General features: G+C 74.5%; 15 protein-coding genes. 11 read left to right on the forward strand and 4 right to left on the reverse strand.

Going from position 1 to position 16,732, the window contains the following annotated elements:
• Window positions 1–13: 13 nt before the first annotated feature.
• The gene (locus tag ACU4ZT_RS02275; RefSeq protein WP_254654600.1) at window positions 14–1,162 is read right to left on the reverse strand and encodes a DNA-methyltransferase; all 1,149 of its coding nucleotides are present in this window, start codon (window positions 1,160–1,162) and stop codon (window positions 14–16) included.
• 137 nt (window positions 1,163–1,299) lie between these two features.
• Between ACU4ZT_RS02275 and ACU4ZT_RS02280 the strand changes: the two genes are divergently transcribed.
• Both ACU4ZT_RS02280 and ACU4ZT_RS02285 read left to right on the forward strand, forming a co-directional pair.
• On the forward strand, window positions 1,300–2,559 hold the full coding sequence (locus tag ACU4ZT_RS02280; RefSeq protein WP_445337779.1) for a DUF4190 domain-containing protein: 1,260 nt from the start codon (window positions 1,300–1,302) through the stop codon (window positions 2,557–2,559).
• Between the two features lie 211 nt (window positions 2,560–2,770).
• A complete protein-coding gene (locus ACU4ZT_RS02285) occupies window positions 2,771–3,991 on the forward strand; it encodes a kynureninase (RefSeq protein ID WP_445338686.1) in 1,221 nt (406 codons plus the stop codon).
• Between the two features lie 39 nt (window positions 3,992–4,030).
• Here the strand turns inward: ACU4ZT_RS02285 and ACU4ZT_RS02290 are convergent, their stop codons facing one another.
• Both ACU4ZT_RS02290 and ACU4ZT_RS02295 read right to left on the reverse strand, forming a co-directional pair.
• On the reverse strand, window positions 4,031–4,825 hold the full coding sequence (locus ACU4ZT_RS02290; RefSeq protein WP_414763679.1) for an SDR family NAD(P)-dependent oxidoreductase: 795 nt from the start codon (window positions 4,823–4,825) through the stop codon (window positions 4,031–4,033).
• A gap of 35 nt (window positions 4,826–4,860) precedes the next feature.
• A complete protein-coding gene (locus ACU4ZT_RS02295) occupies window positions 4,861–5,955 on the reverse strand; it encodes a Gfo/Idh/MocA family oxidoreductase (RefSeq protein ID WP_063072503.1) in 1,095 nt (364 codons plus the stop codon).
• Window positions 5,956–6,122: 167 nt separating this feature from the next.
• Here ACU4ZT_RS02295 and ACU4ZT_RS02300 point away from each other — a divergent pair, with 167 nt between their 5' ends.
• The 8 genes from ACU4ZT_RS02300 (at window position 6,123) to ACU4ZT_RS02335 (ending at window position 14,970) form a co-directional block, all read left to right on the forward strand.
• Complete coding sequence (locus tag ACU4ZT_RS02300; protein ID WP_445337780.1) at window positions 6,123–8,348, forward strand: glycosyltransferase; 2,226 nt, start codon at window positions 6,123–6,125, stop codon at window positions 8,346–8,348.
• The gene (locus tag ACU4ZT_RS02305; protein WP_445337781.1) at window positions 8,345–9,670 is read left to right on the forward strand and encodes a nucleotide disphospho-sugar-binding domain-containing protein; all 1,326 of its coding nucleotides are present in this window, start codon (window positions 8,345–8,347) and stop codon (window positions 9,668–9,670) included. The genes ACU4ZT_RS02300 and ACU4ZT_RS02305 overlap by 4 nt, the downstream gene beginning before the upstream one ends.
• Window positions 9,671–9,787: 117 nt before the next feature.
• On the forward strand, window positions 9,788–9,961 hold the full coding sequence (locus ACU4ZT_RS02310) for a hypothetical protein (RefSeq protein ID WP_175345527.1): 174 nt from the start codon (window positions 9,788–9,790) through the stop codon (window positions 9,959–9,961).
• 84 nt (window positions 9,962–10,045) lie between these two features.
• The gene (locus ACU4ZT_RS02315; protein WP_414763682.1) at window positions 10,046–11,767 is read left to right on the forward strand and encodes a circularly permuted type 2 ATP-grasp protein; all 1,722 of its coding nucleotides are present in this window, start codon (window positions 10,046–10,048) and stop codon (window positions 11,765–11,767) included.
• Window positions 11,768–11,772: 5 nt separating this feature from the next.
• On the forward strand, window positions 11,773–12,702 hold the full coding sequence (locus ACU4ZT_RS02320; RefSeq protein ID WP_063072509.1) for an alpha-E domain-containing protein: 930 nt from the start codon (window positions 11,773–11,775) through the stop codon (window positions 12,700–12,702).
• Window positions 12,699–13,544 (forward strand): transglutaminase family protein, encoded by an 846-nt coding sequence (locus ACU4ZT_RS02325; protein WP_086517973.1) that lies wholly within the window; start codon window positions 12,699–12,701, stop codon window positions 13,542–13,544. Before ACU4ZT_RS02320 ends, ACU4ZT_RS02325 begins: the two co-directional genes overlap by 4 nt.
• A gap of 38 nt (window positions 13,545–13,582) precedes the next feature.
• Window positions 13,583–14,479 carry an alpha/beta fold hydrolase gene (locus ACU4ZT_RS02330; RefSeq protein ID WP_063072498.1) on the forward strand — a complete coding sequence of 299 codons (897 nt, stop codon included), beginning with the start codon at window positions 13,583–13,585 and terminating at the stop codon, window positions 14,477–14,479.
• Entirely contained in the window at window positions 14,476–14,970 is a 495-nt protein-coding gene (locus ACU4ZT_RS02335; RefSeq protein WP_414748449.1) for a GNAT family N-acetyltransferase, read from the forward strand. Before ACU4ZT_RS02330 ends, ACU4ZT_RS02335 begins: the two co-directional genes overlap by 4 nt.
• Window positions 14,971–15,064: 94 nt before the next feature.
• On the opposite strand, the gene ACU4ZT_RS02340 is transcribed toward ACU4ZT_RS02335, so the two are convergent.
• The gene (locus ACU4ZT_RS02340; RefSeq protein ID WP_445337782.1) at window positions 15,065–15,664 is read right to left on the reverse strand and encodes a hypothetical protein; all 600 of its coding nucleotides are present in this window, start codon (window positions 15,662–15,664) and stop codon (window positions 15,065–15,067) included.
• Window positions 15,665–16,024: 360 nt separating this feature from the next.
• Here ACU4ZT_RS02340 and ACU4ZT_RS02345 point away from each other — a divergent pair, with 360 nt between their 5' ends.
• Complete coding sequence (locus ACU4ZT_RS02345) at window positions 16,025–16,726, forward strand: TetR/AcrR family transcriptional regulator (protein WP_270980304.1); 702 nt, start codon at window positions 16,025–16,027, stop codon at window positions 16,724–16,726.
• Window positions 16,727–16,732: the final 6 nt, after the last annotated feature.

Below are 16,732 nucleotides of genomic sequence, written 5' to 3' on the forward strand. Positions count from 1 at the left end.
CGGGGCCCCGCGATCAGTCGGCGGCGGGGGACGTGCGCGGCGGAGCCGGCTTCGGCGCCGAGGGACGCGGCGGCGGCGTCGGCGTCGCGGTGGCCGTCGGCTTCGCTTTCGCCGGGGCTGCGTCCGGGGCCTTCGCCTTCCGGGCGACCGGACCCGCATCCGGCGCGACGAAGACCGTGCCGGCGCCCTCGAGCCGGGCGCGCATCACGTCGATGGCCTGGGGGTTCTCGTCCACGAGCACGAACCGGCGGCCGAGCTCGCGGGCGGCGGCGCCCGTGGTGCCGGATCCGGCGAAGAAGTCGAGCACCCAGTCGCCCGGCCGGCTCGACGCCTGCACGATGCGGCGCAGCACGCCGAGCGGCTTCTGGGTCGCGTAGCCGGTCTTCTCGCGGCCGGTGGGGGAGACGATCGTGTGCCACCAGACGTCCGTCGGGAGCTTGCCGCGCTCGCGCTTCTCCGGCGTCACGAGGCCGGGCGCCATGTAGGGCTCGCGGTCCACGCCCTCGGAGTCGAAGCGGTAGCGGACCGGGTCCTTCACGTAGACGAGGATCGTGTCGTGCTTGGCCGGCCAGCGCCGCCGGGACTTCGCGCCGTAGTCGTACGCCCACACGATCTCGTTGAGGAACGAGCGCCGGCCGAACAGCGCGTCGAGCACGACCTTCGCGTAGTGGACCTCGCGGTAGTCGAGGTGCAGGTACAGCGTCCCCGTGGGGTGCAGGAGGCGCCACGCCTCGATCAGCCGCGGCTCGAGGAAGTCCCAGTAGTCGGCGAAGGAGTCGTCGAAGCCGTAGAGCATGCCCTTGACGCTGTCGTAGCTGCGTCCGTGGAAACCGAGGCGCGCGCCGGGCGGGCGGACCGGCTCGGGGGTCGCGACGCTCGCGGTGGCGAGGGTGGGACGCGCCTCGGGGGAGGGGGCCGCCGGCGGCGCCGCGCCGGGGGTCGCGTCGGCGGGGGCCGCGGCCGGGACGGCGGCCTCGTCGGGGTCCGGATCCGGGCTCCGCGTCACCGTGAGGTTCTGCCGCTCCTGCGTGCGGCCGGTGTTGAACGGCGGATCCAGGTAGATGAGCTGGAAGGCGCCGTCGGGGAGCGCGCGGACCGCCTCGAGGTTCTCCGCGTGGATCACGAGATCGGGGCCGTCGGGGGTCCACGCGGGCAGGGGCACGCCCCCGAGGTTAACGGACCGCCTCGCGGGGACCGTGACGGCCGCGGATCGCCGGAGCCATCGCGGCGCGCCCCCCTTTCGGGGCGCTTGCTCCGCAGCCCTGCCGCCCGGGGCACCGGCTCCGCTAGGAACGACTCATGGACGATGACCGCGACGCCGACCGCACCCCCGGATCCCGCCCGGAGGATGAGCAGGGGCACGAGCCCGCGGGGGCGGACGGCGTCGACGAGCCGGCGACGTCGGATGCGGCGGCGGGCCGGGTCCCTGACGACGCCGACCCGTCGGACGGGGCGGACGGACCCGCGGCGGATCCGGTGAGCCCCCCGCCCTCCGGCTACGCGCCGCCCTCCGGCTACGCGTCGCCCTCCGGCTACGCGTCGCCCTCCGGCTACGCGCCGCCCTCCGGCCACGCGCCGCCCTCCGGCCACGCGTCGCCCTCCGGCTACGCGCCGCCCTCCGGCTACGCCGCCGCCGCGTACGCCCCGCCCACCGACTACGCCCCATCCGCCCCCGCCCCCGCTTCCACCCCGCCCGCCGGCACCCCGCCCTACCCGGGCGGTCCGCCGTCCCGTCCGCGCGGCGGCACGGGCCTCGCGATCGCCGCGCTCGTCGTGGGCATCGCGGCGGTCATCGCCGCCCTCATCCCGTTCCTCAACTACGTGGCGTTCGTGCCGGCCCTCGCGGCGATCACTCTCGGGATCATCTCGCTGGTGCGGCGCATGGACGGCAGGCCGCTTGCGCTGACCGGCCTGATCCTCGGCGTCGTGGCGTTCGTGCTCGGCATCGTCCTCGCGATCGTCTACACGCTCGCTTTCGTGACCGCCGTCTCGGACGCGGTCGAGTCCTCGGACGGCACCCGCGTCTCCCCTGGCCCCGGATCCACCTCCGGCGACGGCACCGACCCCGGCACCGGCACAGACCCCGGCGGCGACGCGGCGGGCGCCCGGGGGACGAGCCCCGAGGATCCGCTGCCGATCGGCACGCCCGTCACGGGCGGGGGCGCCGACGGGCCCGAGTGGTCGGTCACGCTCGGGCAGCCGGTCCTCGACGCGACGGCCGCGGTGCTCGCGGCGGACCCGTCCAACCCGGAGCCCGCGGAGGGCATGCAGTACGCGGTCGTGCCCGTCACGGTCACGTACCTCGGCTCGGACGAGGGCGACCCGCTGTCGGAGCTCGCCCTGGGGTACCTGGCGCCCGACGGATCGCAGTACTCGGCCGCCGACGCCTCCGCGCTCGCGCCGGCCCCGGCCTTCACCGACAACGAGGAGCCGCTCGACCCCCAGGGCACGGCGAGCGGGAACGTGGTCGTCGAGATCCCGATCGACGGCGCGGGGGAGGGCCTCTGGGCGACGGCGCCGGGACTGACCGCGGATGCGTACTACTTCCGGGCGCGCTAGCCGGCGGGGACCCGCGGCCCGGCTCGGAGCGTCCGCGTCCCGCGGCGGCTCGTAGGCTGCGGACGTGATCCCCGACGCGCACGCCGCATCCGCCGCCCGCCCCGACGCGCCGGCTGCCCGCCCCGGACGGCCTGCCGCCGCGCGCGCCGCCGCGCGCGCCGCCGCGCCCGGCACCGCGCCTGCCGACGCGCCCGGCACCGCGCCCGCTGCCGTGCCCGGCACCGCGCCGATCCCGACCGCCGCCGACCTCGACGCGCGCGACCCGCTCGCCCGCTTCCGCGACCTGTTCGTGCGGGCCGACGACGTGGTCGCCTACCTCGACGGCAACTCGCTCGGGCGGCCGACGATCGCGAGCGTCGACCGCGTCGCGTCGTTCGTGCGCGACCAGTGGGGCGGCCGCCTCATCCGCGGCTGGGACGAGGATTGGCTCGACATGCCCACCCGCATCGGCGACGACCTCGGCCGCGTGGCGTACGGGGCCGCGGCCGGCCAGACGTTCGTCGGCGACTCGACCACGGTGATCCTCTACAAGCTCGTGCGCGCCGCCGTCCGCGCGCGCCCCGGCCGCGACGAGCTCGTGATCGACACCGACAACTTCCCCACCGACCGCTTCGTGCTCGAGGGCGTGGCGGAGGAGTGCGGCATGACGATCCGGTGGATCGACGTCGCGCCGGACGCCGGGGTCGCGCCCGAGCTCGTCGCGGAGGCCGTGGGGGAACGGACCGCGCTCGTCGTGCTCAGCCAGGTCGCCTACCGCTCGGGGTTCCTCGCGGACGTGCCGGAGATCACGCGCATCGTCCACGACGCGGGCGCGCTGGCGCTCTGGGACACCTGCCACTCCGTCGGCGTGATCCCCACGGAGCTCGACGCGTGGGGCGTCGACCTCGCGGTCGGCTGCAGCTACAAGTACCTCGACGGCGGGCCCGGCGCGCCCGCGCACGGCTACGTGCGGGCCGGCCTCCAGGCCGAGCTGCGCCAGCCGATCCAGGGCTGGATGGGCGCGCAGGACGTCTTCGCGATGGGGCCGGAGTACGTGCCGGCCGACGGGATCCGCCGCTTCCTCAGCGGCACGCCGCCCATCGTCGGCATGCTCGCGATGCAGGACATGATCGCGCTCATCGAGGAGGCGGGCATGCCCGCGATCCGCGCGAAGTCCCTCGCCCTCACCGGCTTCGCGCTCGCCCTCGTCGACCGCGACCTCGTGCCGCTCGGCGCGCGCGTCGCGAGCCCGCGCGAGGAGGAGCGCCGCGGCAGCCACGTGAGCGTCGACCACCCGCGGTTCCGCGACATCGTGGGCGCGCTGTGGGAGGAGGGCGTGATCCCCGACTTCCGCGCGCCGTCGGGCCTCCGGCTCGGGCTCAGCCCGCTCACGACGTCGTTCCGCGAGGTCGAGGTCGGCGTCGAGGCGATCCGGCGGCACCTGGCGGGCTGATCCGGCACGGCTGCGGCGTCGCCCGGCGCGCCCGGCCGGCTACGGCAGGATCGCGTCCACGTACCCGCCGTCGACCCGCAGCGCGCCGCCGGTCGTCGCCGACGCCTGCCGCGACGCGAGGTACACGCACATGTTCGCGATCTCCTCCGGCTCGATCAGCCGCTGGATGATCGACTGCGGCCGGTGCTCCCGCATGAACTCCCGCTGCGCCTCGTCCCACGGCAGGTCGTCGCCCACGAGCTCGCGCGCGAACGCCTCGACGCCGCCGGTGTGCGTGGGGCCGGCCATGACGCAGTTGACGGTGACGCCGGATCCGGCCGCGGCCTTGGCGAAGCCACGCGAGACCCCGAGGAGCGCGGTCTTCGAGACGCCGTAGTGGATCATCTCGGCCGGCGTGACGACGGCCGAGTCGCTCGCGATGTACTGCACCCGGCCCCAGCCGCGCGCCATCATGCCGGGCAGGTACGCGCGGGTGAGGCGCACGGACGCGAGCACGTTGACCTCGAAGTAGCGGCGCCACTCGTCGTCGGTGATGGCGAACGGGTCGGCCGAGCCGAAGATCCCGAGGTTGTTGACGAGCACGTCGACCTCGGGGAAGGCCTCGACCGCGCGGGCGGCGCCGTCCTCGGTGGCGACGTCGGCCGCGAGCGCCTCGACGGCGGCGCCCGGATGCGCGGCGAGCAGCCGGTCGCGGGCGGCGGCCGTGCGCTCCTCGTCGCGGCCGTTGACGATCACGCGGGCGCCCGCGTCGGCGAGCCCCTCCGCGATGGCGAAGCCGATGCCCTGCGTGGAGCCCGTGACGAGGGCGGTGGATCCGGTGAGGTCGATGCGCATGCGAGTGCCTTCCGTGGGAGGGGGAGAGGGAGGGGTCAGTCGGCCCAGGCGCGCCGTGTGCTCCGGACGGCCTTCCCGGTGGTCGCGGCATCGTGCATCAGCAGCGCGAGGTGGTGGTCCTGCGACGCCTCCGCGAGCGAGTTCGTCGACGGGCCGCCGGCCGCGTGCGCGTGCATCTCGACGAGGCACTGCGCGATCGCGATCTCGTCGTCCGCGAGCCGGCCGGGCGCGAACGGGTTCCGGTAGACCCACTCGGATCCGAGCAGCAGGCCGCGCAGGTGGTGCCCCTCGAGGTTCCCGCCCTGTCCCGTCTCGACGCGCGTGATGTCGGCCCACGTCGGCGTCGTCGCGTCGAGCAGCCAGCTCACGTGCTCGTCGACGATCTCGCCGCGCTCGCCGCGGACGAGGAGCCGGTTGCGGCGGATCCAGGAGAAGTACTGCCGGTCGGCGAAGTCGTAGACGCCGAGGCGGTCGCCGAAGTCGAAGCGCGCGGTGGTCTGCTCGGCCGTCACGACCTCCTCGCGCACGGGATCGCCGTCGCGGTCGGGCCCGGCCACGAGCGGCGAGGAGAAGCGGGACGCGGTGATCGTCGCGTCCTCGAAGCCGATGCCGAGGGCCCGGCGCATCACGCGCACGCCGTGGTAGTCGTGGCACTGCGCGACCTGGGCCTGGCTGATCCGCCCGAGCCGACCGCCGGCGGCGATGGCGAGCTGCGCGGCGAGCAGCGGTGAGAGCGGGTACTGCTCGGCCACCTCGATCCGCGCGCCCTGCCGCACCAGCGCGTCGAGCCGTTCGAGGTCCTCCACGGTCTCGCCGGGCGGCGTCTCGGTGAGCACGGCCACGCCGCGGTCGACGAGGTCGGCGATCACGTCCGGCGCGGCCGTCCGCGGCACGGACACGACCACGAACGACGGCGCCTCCGCTGCCAGCAGCTCGGCCGCGGTGCGGAAGGTGCGGATCCCCCACTCCTCCTCGAGCGCGCGCCCGGTGTCGGCGCTGCGCGTCACGAGCCCGGTCACGGCGAAGCGCTCCGGGAGGGCCCTGGCGATGCGCAGGAAGAAGGCGCTGCGCCAGCCGCTCCCCACGATGCCGAAGCGGATCTGCGGGGCCGTCGGCGCGGGGTGGGGCATGCCGTCAGCGTACGCGCGGGGTCGCGCGCGACGGCCGCGCTGGAGTTCTCGCAGCCGACTGCGGAATACTCGCGAGGGCCGGGAGGCTGTCCCGGGGGCGGACGCTCCCGTGTGAGACGGTTCTCGGCTCCGTCGCAGGAGCACGCGACCCGGGAGGGGACACCAGCATGGGGATCCAGACGAGCCTCGACCAGGTCGCGCAGGCCGCGCGCATCCTCGACGTGATGCAGGAGGCCGACGAGCTCACCGTCGCCGCCAGCCGCGACGGCGGCGGACGCGCGGTGCGGCTCCTCGCCCGCGCCGCCGCGGATCCCGCCGACCAGCTCACCGCCGTCGCCGCCATCCACGCGCTCGCGCAGGTGTTCGACGACGCCGCCGACCTCGCGCTCGTCGCGCTCCTCGACCACGACGTGCGGTGGATCCGCGAGCACGCCGCCTGGGCGTTCGGCACGCGCCTGCCGCGCTTCGACGCGGTGTCCGGCCTCGTCGCGATGGTCGTCGAGGGCGGCTTCCCCGGCATGCTCGCGCAGCGGACCCTGCAGCAGTGGGCCGGCTCGACCCCCGACCACCTCTCCCTCGCGCTCGAGAACGCGCTGCTCGGCGTGCGCGGTGACGGCGCGCGCTCGCGGCTGGTCGAGACGGTCGGACTGGTGCACGGCCGGATCCCCGAGCGCGTGCTGCTCCGCACCGCGCAGGACCCGCGCGAGGGCCCGCTCACCCGGGCCGCCGCCGTGGCCGCGCTCGGCGACCGCCCCGCGGGCGAGGCGACCCTCGGGATCGTCTCCGACATCGCGCGCGGCGACGACCAGGTGGCCGCGGTCGCGCGCCTGGCCGTCCTCGACATCGCGCGCCAGCACGGCGACCACCCGGCCGCGCCCGAGCGGCCCGGCCTCACGATCGTCCAGCTCTTCCTGCACGCCGACATCGACGCGGGGCTCACGCACGTGGGCGCGGGCGACAACGGCGGCATCGCGACGCTGCTCGTGCGGCTGGGCGACGCGCTCGTGGATCCCGCGGGCGCGTCGACCGGCAGCCACGACGTCGCCGCCACCACCGTCGCCGACCGGCCGGTCGACCGCGTACTCACCCTCTCCCGCGGCACCCCCGATCAGGCGCTCGCCTCCCTCGCCCGCGTCTCCGCCGGCGACGACGGCCACGTCTTCGCGCACATCCCGATGCTCGGCGGCCCGCGCTCGCTGCCCGAGGCGTGGCCGCACCGGGTCGAGGCCGAGCGCGGGATCCGCCGCGTGCTCCGCGCCGCCGGCCGCGTCGACGCCGTGCACCTCCGCATGGCCGACGTCGGCACCCTCGCCGCGTCCACGGTCGCGCGCGAGCTCGGCATCCCGGTGGTCTTCACGGTCGCGCCGGATCCGCACGGCGTCGTGGACGCGCTCGACCGCTCCGGCGCCCTCACCCGCGACGGCTTCGGCGCGGTCGACGCGCGCGAGCACTACTGGTTCCGCGTGCGGCTGGTGCAGCGGCTGGCCGCCGACGCCGCGCACACCGTCCTCTTCCCGCGCCCGGAGCTGAAGCGCGACATGCGCCGGCTCGTCGGCATCGACGTGGACGCGCACCCCGAGCGCCACAGCGTCGTCGCCGAGGGCATCGACGTCGCCGCCATCGAGCGCTCCCGCGACGACGCCATGCTCGGCGCCGACGCGGACGGCGCCCCCGCCCGCGCGTTCGTCGAGCTCGACGCCCTGCTCGCCGGCCTCCCCGCGGAGCGCCGCGAGCTCCCGCTCGTCATCAGCGTCGGCCGCCTCGCCCGCGTCAAGGGCATGGCCTCGCTCGCGCACGTCTGGGCGGCGGATCCCGCGCTTCGCTCCCGCGCGAACCTCCTGATCGTGGGCGGCGACCTCGACGCGCCGACGACTGAGGAGCGCGACCAGCTCGCGCGGATGCTCGACGCCGTGCCCGGCGCGGGCGGCCCCGCGGACGCCGCCCGCCACGGCCTCCTCCTCGCCGGCCACCGCGGCAACGACACCGTCACCCGCTGGCTCGCTGCCGTGCGCTACGGCCGCCCCGGGCTCACGGCGCCGGGCGGCGCGTACGCGTGCGCGAGCATCAAGGAGGAGTTCGGCGTCGCGCTCCTCGAGGCGATGTCGATGGGCCTGCCCGTCGTCGCGCCCGCGTCGGGCGGCCCCGCGACCTACGTGGAGGACGGCGTGACCGGCCTGCTCGTCGACACGACGGATCCGGGGGAGCTCGCCACCGGGATCGCCCGCGCGCTCGACATCGCGGCCGGCCCCGACGCCGACGACGCCGCCGACCGCGCGCGCGACATGGTCGCCCGCACCTTCACCATCCAGGCCATGGCGGGCACCCTGTCCCGCGTCTACCGCGACGTCGCCGCAGCCGACGACCGAACCCTCTGGGAGCTCAGCGCCTCATGACCCTGCTCGTCATCAGCCCGGACTACGCGTCCCACCTCTTCCCGCTCATCACGCTCGCGTCGGCCTGGCAGCAGGCGGGCGAGCGCGTGGTCGTGGCCACCGGATCCGCGACCGCCGGCATCGTCGAGGCCTCCGGCTTCGAGCGGGTCGACCTCCGCCTCGGCCGCGGATCCAACCCCGGCACCATCAAGGCCGAGGAGCAGCCGACCGGCGAGGACGACGCCCTCCGCGGCTTCTTCGCCGCCACGCGCCGCGGCATGGTCGAGACCCTCCGCTTCCAGGCCGAGGCCCGGAGCGACGACCTGCTGTGGGAGCCGGTCGAGACCGCGCGCGCCGTGCAGCGCATCCTCGACGAGGTGCGCCCCGACCACGTGATCGTCGACCACCTCGCCTTCAGCGCCCGCCTCGCGCTCCTGGCCTCCGGCACCCGCCACGCGGACGTCGTGCTCGGCCACCCGAGCGCGCTGCCCGTCGGCGACGAGGTCTACGGCTTCCCGCCCGCGTGGCCCGCCGCCTTCGAGCCCGAGGAGGAGGACCTCGACGAGCTGCACGCGCTCTGCGTGCGCGTGCGCGACCGCTTCACCGCGCAGTGGAACGACGCCCTCGCGATCCTCGCGCCGTCGATGCGCCCGAGCCGCGACGCCTTCGCGGAGGCCGGCGACGTGCTCCTCCTCAACTACCCCGAGGAGCTGCACGACCCCGACCGCTCCGAGCTGCTGCCGCCGCACGCCTTCATCGGCTCGGCCGTCCGCCGCGAGGCGCCCGAGGCCGAGGTGCAGGACTGGATCGACGCCGGCGGCGACCCCATCGTCTACGTCTCGCTCGGCAGCTTCCTCTCCGTGCGCGACGACGTGCTCGCGCGCATCGCGGCGGCCCTGCGCGACCTCGACGTGCGCGTGGCGCTCGCGACCGGATCCACCGACCGGGCCGCGCTCGGCGACATCCCGTCCGACTGGCTCGTGCGCCCGTTCCTCCCGCAGGTGACGCTGCTCGCCCATGCCGACCTCGCCGTCACGCACGGCGGCAACAACTCCGTCACCGAGGCGGCGACCGCGGGCGTCCCGATGCTCGTGCTGCCGCTCTCGACCGACCAGTTCGCGGGCGCCGCGGCGCTCGAGGAGGCCGGGCTCGGGATCGCGCTCGCCCCGAACGTCGCGACCGTCACGGAGCTGCGGCAGGCGGCCAAGGCGCTGCTGAACCCGTCGGGCGCGCAGCGGGCGATGCTCGACGCCGTCGCCTCCTCGCTCACCCGCTCGCCCGGTCCGCAGCGCGCGTTCCAGGCGCTGGCCGGCGGGATCCGCCCGGAGCACGCCGCGCGCTGACGCGTCGACCTGCCGGGCGACGCGCGCCCCGCGATCTCGTAGACTCGACGGTGACCGCACATCGCGCCTCGCGCGGGTCGGTCGCCCCCAGTCTCGTCAACGGATCCAGGTGCCCTCGTGAACATCGTCGCTTTCATCATCGCGTTCGCCCTCTTCCTGGGCGGCATGGCGCTGTTCGCGTTCGCCTTCTCCATCGAGGGCTTCGAGCTGCTGAGCTTCTTCTCCGGCATCCTGCTCGTCGCGGCCTCCATCGCGATCCCGGTGCACGTCCTCAAGCGCACCGACGCCTGACCCGGCACGCCCCGGCCGCGCGCCCCGGACCCGCACCCCGCGCGCGGAAACACCCCCGACACACGCCGCCGTTAGTCTGCGGCCATGGGTGATCTGTTCGAGGGATACGGCACGCTCGCGGCCGCACGCCGCGCCACCGGCGGTGCGATGCCGTTCGACGAGATGTTCCGGGATCCGCCGGTCGCCGGGGAGCCCGCCGTCGCGCGGGCGGCCTACCGCGAGATCCACGCGGCCCTCTCCCGCATGACCAAGGAGGAGCTGAAGGACCGCACCGACGCGCTCGCCACCAGCTACCTCGCGCAGGGCGTCACCTTCGACTTCGCGGGCGAGGAGCGGCCGTTCCCGCTCGACGCCGTGCCGCGCGTCATCGAGCAGGCCGAGTGGAGCCGGCTCGAGAAGGGCGTCGCCCAGCGGGTCCGGGCGCTCGAGGCGTTCCTCGCCGACGTCTACGGGCCGCAGCGCGCGATCCGCGACGGCGTGATCCCGGCCCGGCTCATCAGCTCGTCCAGCCACTTCCACCGCCAGGCCGCGGGCATCGACCCGGCCAACGGCGTCCGCATCCAGGTCTCCGGCATCGACCTGGTGCGCGACGAGGCGGGCGAGATGCGCGTGCTCGAGGACAACGTGCGCGTCCCGTCCGGCGTCAGCTACGTCATCTCCAACCGCCGCGTCATGGCGCAGACGCTCCCCGAGCTATTCGTCTCGATGCGCGTGCGCCCGGTCGGCGACTACCCGAACAAGCTCCTGCAGGCGCTCCGCGCGAGCGCGCCGGACGGCGTCGAGGACCCGAACGTGGTCGTCCTCACGCCCGGCGTCTACAACAGCGCCTACTTCGAGCACACGCTGCTTGCGCGCCTCATGGGCGTCGAGCTCGTGGAGGGCCGCGACCTGTTCTGCTCCGGTGGCCGCGTCTGGATGCGCACCACGGGCGGCCCCATGCGCGTCGACGTCATCTACCGCCGCGTCGACGACGAGTTCCTGGATCCGCTGCAGTTCCGCGCCGACTCGATGCTCGGCTCGCCCGGCCTCATGCTCGCCGCGCGCCTCGGCAACGTCACCATCGCGAACGCTGTCGGCAACGGCGTCGCCGACGACAAGCTCGTCTACACGTACCTGCCCGACCTCATCCGCTACTACCTGGCCGAGGACGCGATCATCCCGAACGTCGACACCTGGCGGCTCGAGGACCCGGAGTCGCTCGAGGAGGTGCTCGACCGGCTGCCCGAGCTCGTCGTGAAGCCCGTCGACGGATCCGGCGGCAAGGGCCTCGTGGTCGGCCCCGCCGCCAGCGCGGGCGAGCTCGCCGAGCTGCGAGCGCGGCTGCTGAAGGACCCGCGCGGCTGGATCGCGCAGCCCGTCGTGCAGCTGTCCACCATCCCGACGCTCGTGGAGGACGGGATGCGCCCGCGGCACGCCGACCTCCGGCCCTTCGCCGTGAACGACGGCCGCGACATCTGGGTGCTGCCGGGCGGGCTCACGCGCGTGGCGCTCCCCGAGGGGCAGCTCGTGGTCAACAGCAGTCAGGGCGGCGGATCCAAGGACACCTGGGTCGTCGGCGACTCCGGCTTCCCCACGGCCACGCGCGAGCGCAGCGTGCAGACGCTCGTCGCCGACCAGGCCGCGGTCACCACGTCGATCCCGATCGTCGACGGCGACAAGGCGCCCGACCAGTCGCCGCACGACGCCCCGCGCAACCGCGACCAGCACGAGCAGCAGCAGCAGGCCGCCGCCGCGCCGCCCGCCGCATCCGTCGCCGCCGCACGCGCGTCCACCGCACCCGCCACCACCGCCGAGGGGGACCGCTGATGCCCATGCTGTCGCGCATCGCCGAGTCGCTGTTCTGGATCGGCCGCTACATCGAGCGGTCCGACGGCACGGCCCGCATCCTCGACGTGCACCTCCAGCTCCTGCTCGAGGACCCGTGGATCGACGAGGACACCGCCTGCCGCTCGCTCCTCAGCGTGATGGGCAGCGACGTCCCCTCCGACGACGTGCTCGGCCGCGACGACGTGCTCGCGCTCCTCGCGGTCGACCGCACGCAGCCCGCGTCCATCGCGTACTCGCTCGGCGCCGCGCGGGAGAACGCGCGGCGGGCCCGCGAGATCGTCTCCAGCGAGCTGTGGGAGTGCCTCAACACGACGCGCGCCCGCATGCCGCGGAAGATCGCGAACGACCGGGTGCACGAGTTCTTCGGCTGGGTGCGCGAGCGCTCGGCGCTCGCGGTCGGGCTCGTCGAGTCGGGCACGAGCCGCGACGAGGCCTGGCAGTTCTTCACGCTCGGCCGCTCCATCGAGCGCGCCGACATGACGGCCCGCCTCCTCGCCACCCGCGCGCTCACCGAGGCGAGCGGCCCGTCGTGGACCACGATCCTCCGCTCCTGCGGCGCGTACGAGGCCTACCTCCGCACGTACCGCGGGGTGCCGAGCGCGCGCAACGCGGCCGAGTTCCTGCTGCTCGACCGGCTGTTCCCGCGGTCGATCACCCACTCGATCCGCCGCGCCGAGCAGTGCCTGCACGACATCGAGCCGCGCACCGACCGCCTCGGGGTGTCCGACCAGGCGCAGCGGCTGCTCGGGCAGATCCGGAGCGAGCTGGAGTACCGGCCCATCCAGGAGATCCTCGAGGACCTCCCGCGCTTCATGGACGCCGTGCAGGAGGCGACATCCGCCACCAGCGAGGCCGTCCGCCAGCGCTACTTCCCCACCAACGCGGCACCCAGCTGGGTCGGAGAGAACTCGTGAACCGCCTGCGCATCACCCACCGGACCGGCTTCCACTACGAGGGCGAGGTGACCGCGTCGTACAACGAGGCGCGGATGCTGCCCGTGTCGAGCGAGAACCAGTTCGTCCTGTACTCGAACCTCGACATCCAGCCGAAGCCGGGGCACCACACCTACGTCGACTACTTCGGCACGCGCGTGTCGTCGTTCGAGATCCTGAGCCCGCACCGCTCGCTCGAGCTCACGGCGACGAGCCTCGTCGAGGTCCGGCCGCGCGCGCACGAGCCGCACCAGCTGGGCTGGGACGACCTCGCGGTCGAGGTCGAGCGGGCCACCGAGCACGTGGAGCAGGTCGCGCAGACCGCGCGCACCGCGCCGCACGAGGAGGTCGTCGCGCTCGCGGAGGAGATCGCCGGCGGCGCGGGCACGCCCTGCGAGGCGGCGGCCGAGATCGCGCGCGCGATCGGCGAGAGGGTCGAGTACATGGCCGGCGTCACGAGCGTGCAGTCGACCGCGCGCGAGGCGTGGGAGCAGGGGCGCGGCGTCTGCCAGGACATCACGCACATCGTCATCGGGGCGCTCCGGCACGTCGGGATCCCCGCGCGCTACGTCAGCGGCTACCTGCACCCGAAGCCGAACGCGGCCGTCGGCGAGACCGTCACGGGCGAGTCGCACGCGTGGGTCGAGTGGTACTGCGGCGAGTGGCGGGGCTGGGATCCCACCAACCTCATCGACATCGGCGACCGGCACGTGCTCGTCGGCCGCGGTCGCGACTACCGCGACGTCGCGCCGCTCCGCGGCATCTACGCGGGGCCGTTCCGGTCGAAGCTGTTCGTGCGGGTGGAGATCACGCGCGAGTCCTGATCCGGCCGGTCGAGCGTGGCCGCACCTAGTCTGGATCCATGCCCGACGACGAGCGCCCCACCGGCGGAGCCGACCACCGCACCATCGTGGACGCGGAGGGCGTGACCCTCCACTACTACGTGTGGGAGGCGGAGCGCCCGCGGGCCGTCGTGCACATCGCGCACGGCGTCGGCGAGCACGCGCTGCGCTACATCCGGCTGGCGCGGGAGCTCAACGCCGCCGGGTACACGGTCGCGGCCGACGACCACCGCGGGCACGGTGCCACCGGGCTCGGGCACCTCGGCATCGGCGTGCTGGGGCCCCGGCGGCACCTGGCCGCGCTCGACGGGATCCAGCTGGTGAGCGAGCAGCTCCGGCGCGAGCACCCCGACCTCCCGCTCGTGCTCCTCGGCCACAGCTGGGGCGCGCTCCTCGCGCAGCGCATCGTCGCGCGCGCGTCCGGGCTCTACGCGGGGCTCGTGCTGAGCGGGGCGTCCCTCGCGATGCCCGGCGTGATCAACACGGGCGACCTGAACAAGCGCTGGCGGCACCCGGCGGCGTCGGGCTTCGAATGGCTGTCGCGGGACCCGGAGGCGCAGCGCGCGTTCGGCGCCGACGACCGCAACTTCGACGTGAACGCGCTGAAGCCGTACCGGATGCGCGACTCCGTGCAGATCATGGGCCGCCCGCCCCGGAGGCTCGCGACCGACCTGCCCGTGCTCATCCAGGGCGGCGAGGAGGACTCGCTCGGCGGACGCCGCGGCATGCAGCTCCTCGCGCGCGACTACAGCCGGCGCTCGCGCCTCAGCGACGTGCTGCTCATCGTCTACCCGGGCGCGCGGCACGAGATCTACAACGAGACGAACCGCGACGAGGTGGTCACCGACCTGCGGAGCTGGCTGGAGTCGCGGGTGGCGCCCCACGCGGACGTGGACGCGGAGGCGGAGCCCGCATGACCGCCGGTGACGCGACCCTCCGCCCGGCCCGCGCCGACGACCTCCCGTTCCTCGAAGACATGCTGCTCGCGTCGATGGACTGGCGCGACGACGGCTCCATGACGCGCGAGCGGATGATGGCCGCCCCGGAGCTCGCGCACTACGTGGCCGGCTGGCCGCGCGCTGGGGACGTGGGCGTGGTCGCGGAGGGGCACGGCGAACCCGTCGGCGCCGCCTGGGCGCGCCTCTTCGCCGACGACGACCGCGGTTACGGCTTCGTCGCGACGGACGTCCCCGAGCTCGGCATGGCGCTCGTCCCGTCCGCGCGCGGCCGGGGCCTCGGGCGGCGGATGCTCGTGGCGCTCGTCGACGCGGTCCGCGCATCCGGCGCCCCGGCCGTGAGCCTCAGCGTGGAGGACGGGAACGACCGCGCCCGCGCCCTGTACGAGTCGCTCGGCTTCGTGGTCGTCGGGCGCGAGGGCGGATCGGACGTGCTGCTGCTGCGCTGGTGACGCGGGTGGCGCGGGTGACGGTGGTGCGTGTCCGGTCGCCACGGCCGCCGAATGCTCAGCGCACCGTCCCGACCGGATCCGCGATGGGGCTGCTCTAGCAGTGGCTGTTGTGCACGTCCGGGAGCTTGATGTAGATGTTCTTCCCCCTGCAGATCGGGTAGTACACGTAGATGCCCACGAGGACGCCGATGATGGCGGTGGCGAACCCGCACATCAGCGTGCCGACTCCGGGGGTCGCGCAGATGAAGGCCGCGGCGATGCCGCCCTCGCCTCCGACGATCAGCTTCGCGATCCGCCCGTCGAGGGTGATGGTAGTCCAGTGCTTGACGAAGCGCCGGAAGGAGAAGAGGGAGGAGTCGATCGTGCTGGCCGACGCCGAGACGCGCCCCCGCTCGGATGCCGTGCTGTCGACGTCCGGGGTCGCCGGGAGGCCGCCCGAGACCTCGAGCGACGTGACCTCCGCGGTCATCCGCTTCGTCACCTCGTCGCGGGTCGGGGTGGTGACCGAGGGTCCACCGCCCGCCCAGGCGGTGAGGTCGGCGTCGACGAGCTGATCCACCGTGACCTTCCGCGTCGTGATGTCGGAGATGATCGTGCCGGCCTTCAGCGAGGCGGCGATGACCTCGATCGAGGACGGTCGGGTGGAGGCCTCGGCGGATGCCGGGGCGACGAGGATGGCGCCGACGACAGCCATCGTCGCGGCCAAGGCCACGCTGCTGGCGCGGGTGCGCCGGATGTGATCGCGAGGACCTGATGCGGGGCCGTTCGACACGATGAGCTCCGTTCGAGTGAGGGTGCGTGGCGTGTGCAGGGAATCCGGTCTGGGGACGGCGCGGCCCATGCCGTCGGGAGGTGCGTCGTGTTGCGGTGTGTGACGTGCACGCTAGGTGCTGCCAGACGATCGTCTGGGAGTTGTGCACAGGCGAGTGCGAGCCTGACCGGGATCCCCTCCGCCTCATGGGCGCGCTGTTACCGTCCAAGTCGGCCCTCCCGGATGGGAATGGGCGTATCCGGTACGGATGAGGGTGGCTAGTTGGACAGTCGACGAGCGGACATGTTGCGGTCGCGACACGAGATCGTGGAGGCGGCGGGGGCCCTCTTCGCGCGATTCGGCTATGCGGGGACGACGTTCTCACGCATCGCGCGCGCCATCGATCGTCCGAAGTCGGCCATCGGCTACCACCTCTTCTCCTCGAAGGCCGCGCTGGCCGCGGCCGTCCTGACCGACGACGACATGCGGTGGCGGACGATCGACGATGCCCTGGAGCGCGCGGGGCTGCCCATGGGGACGGAGCGCCTCATCTCCCTGCTGCTCTCGCGCATGCGGGGGATCGAGTCACACCCGGAGCGGGCGGGCGCCCTGCGGCTGCTGCTCGACCTGCCCGCGTTCGACGTCGAGGATGGGGCACCGGCGGAGGGCCGCACGGGGGTGGAGCGCATCCGGTACGTCTGCGACTGCCTCGCGGCCGACCTGCCGTCGTCGCCGGGCTCCGAGGATGAGGTCGAATCGTTCGCTGAGCTCCTCCTCGACTCGACCCGCGGCCTCGTGCTCTGCCACGTCGCGAAGCAGCCCCACGAGCCCCTCGACTCGCGGCTGTGCGCCCTGTGGGCGTCGCTGCTGAACGGTGCTGGCGTCCCTCGTGCGGAGGCGCTCGTGCGTCGGGTGCAGACCTCGACCCGCCTGCCCGAGATCATGGCCGATGTGGAGCGGGAGCTGGTCGACGAATCAGCCGACCGGCGCGTCGCGATGCGCTGACGGATG

Source organism: Clavibacter davisi (assembly GCF_052751415.1).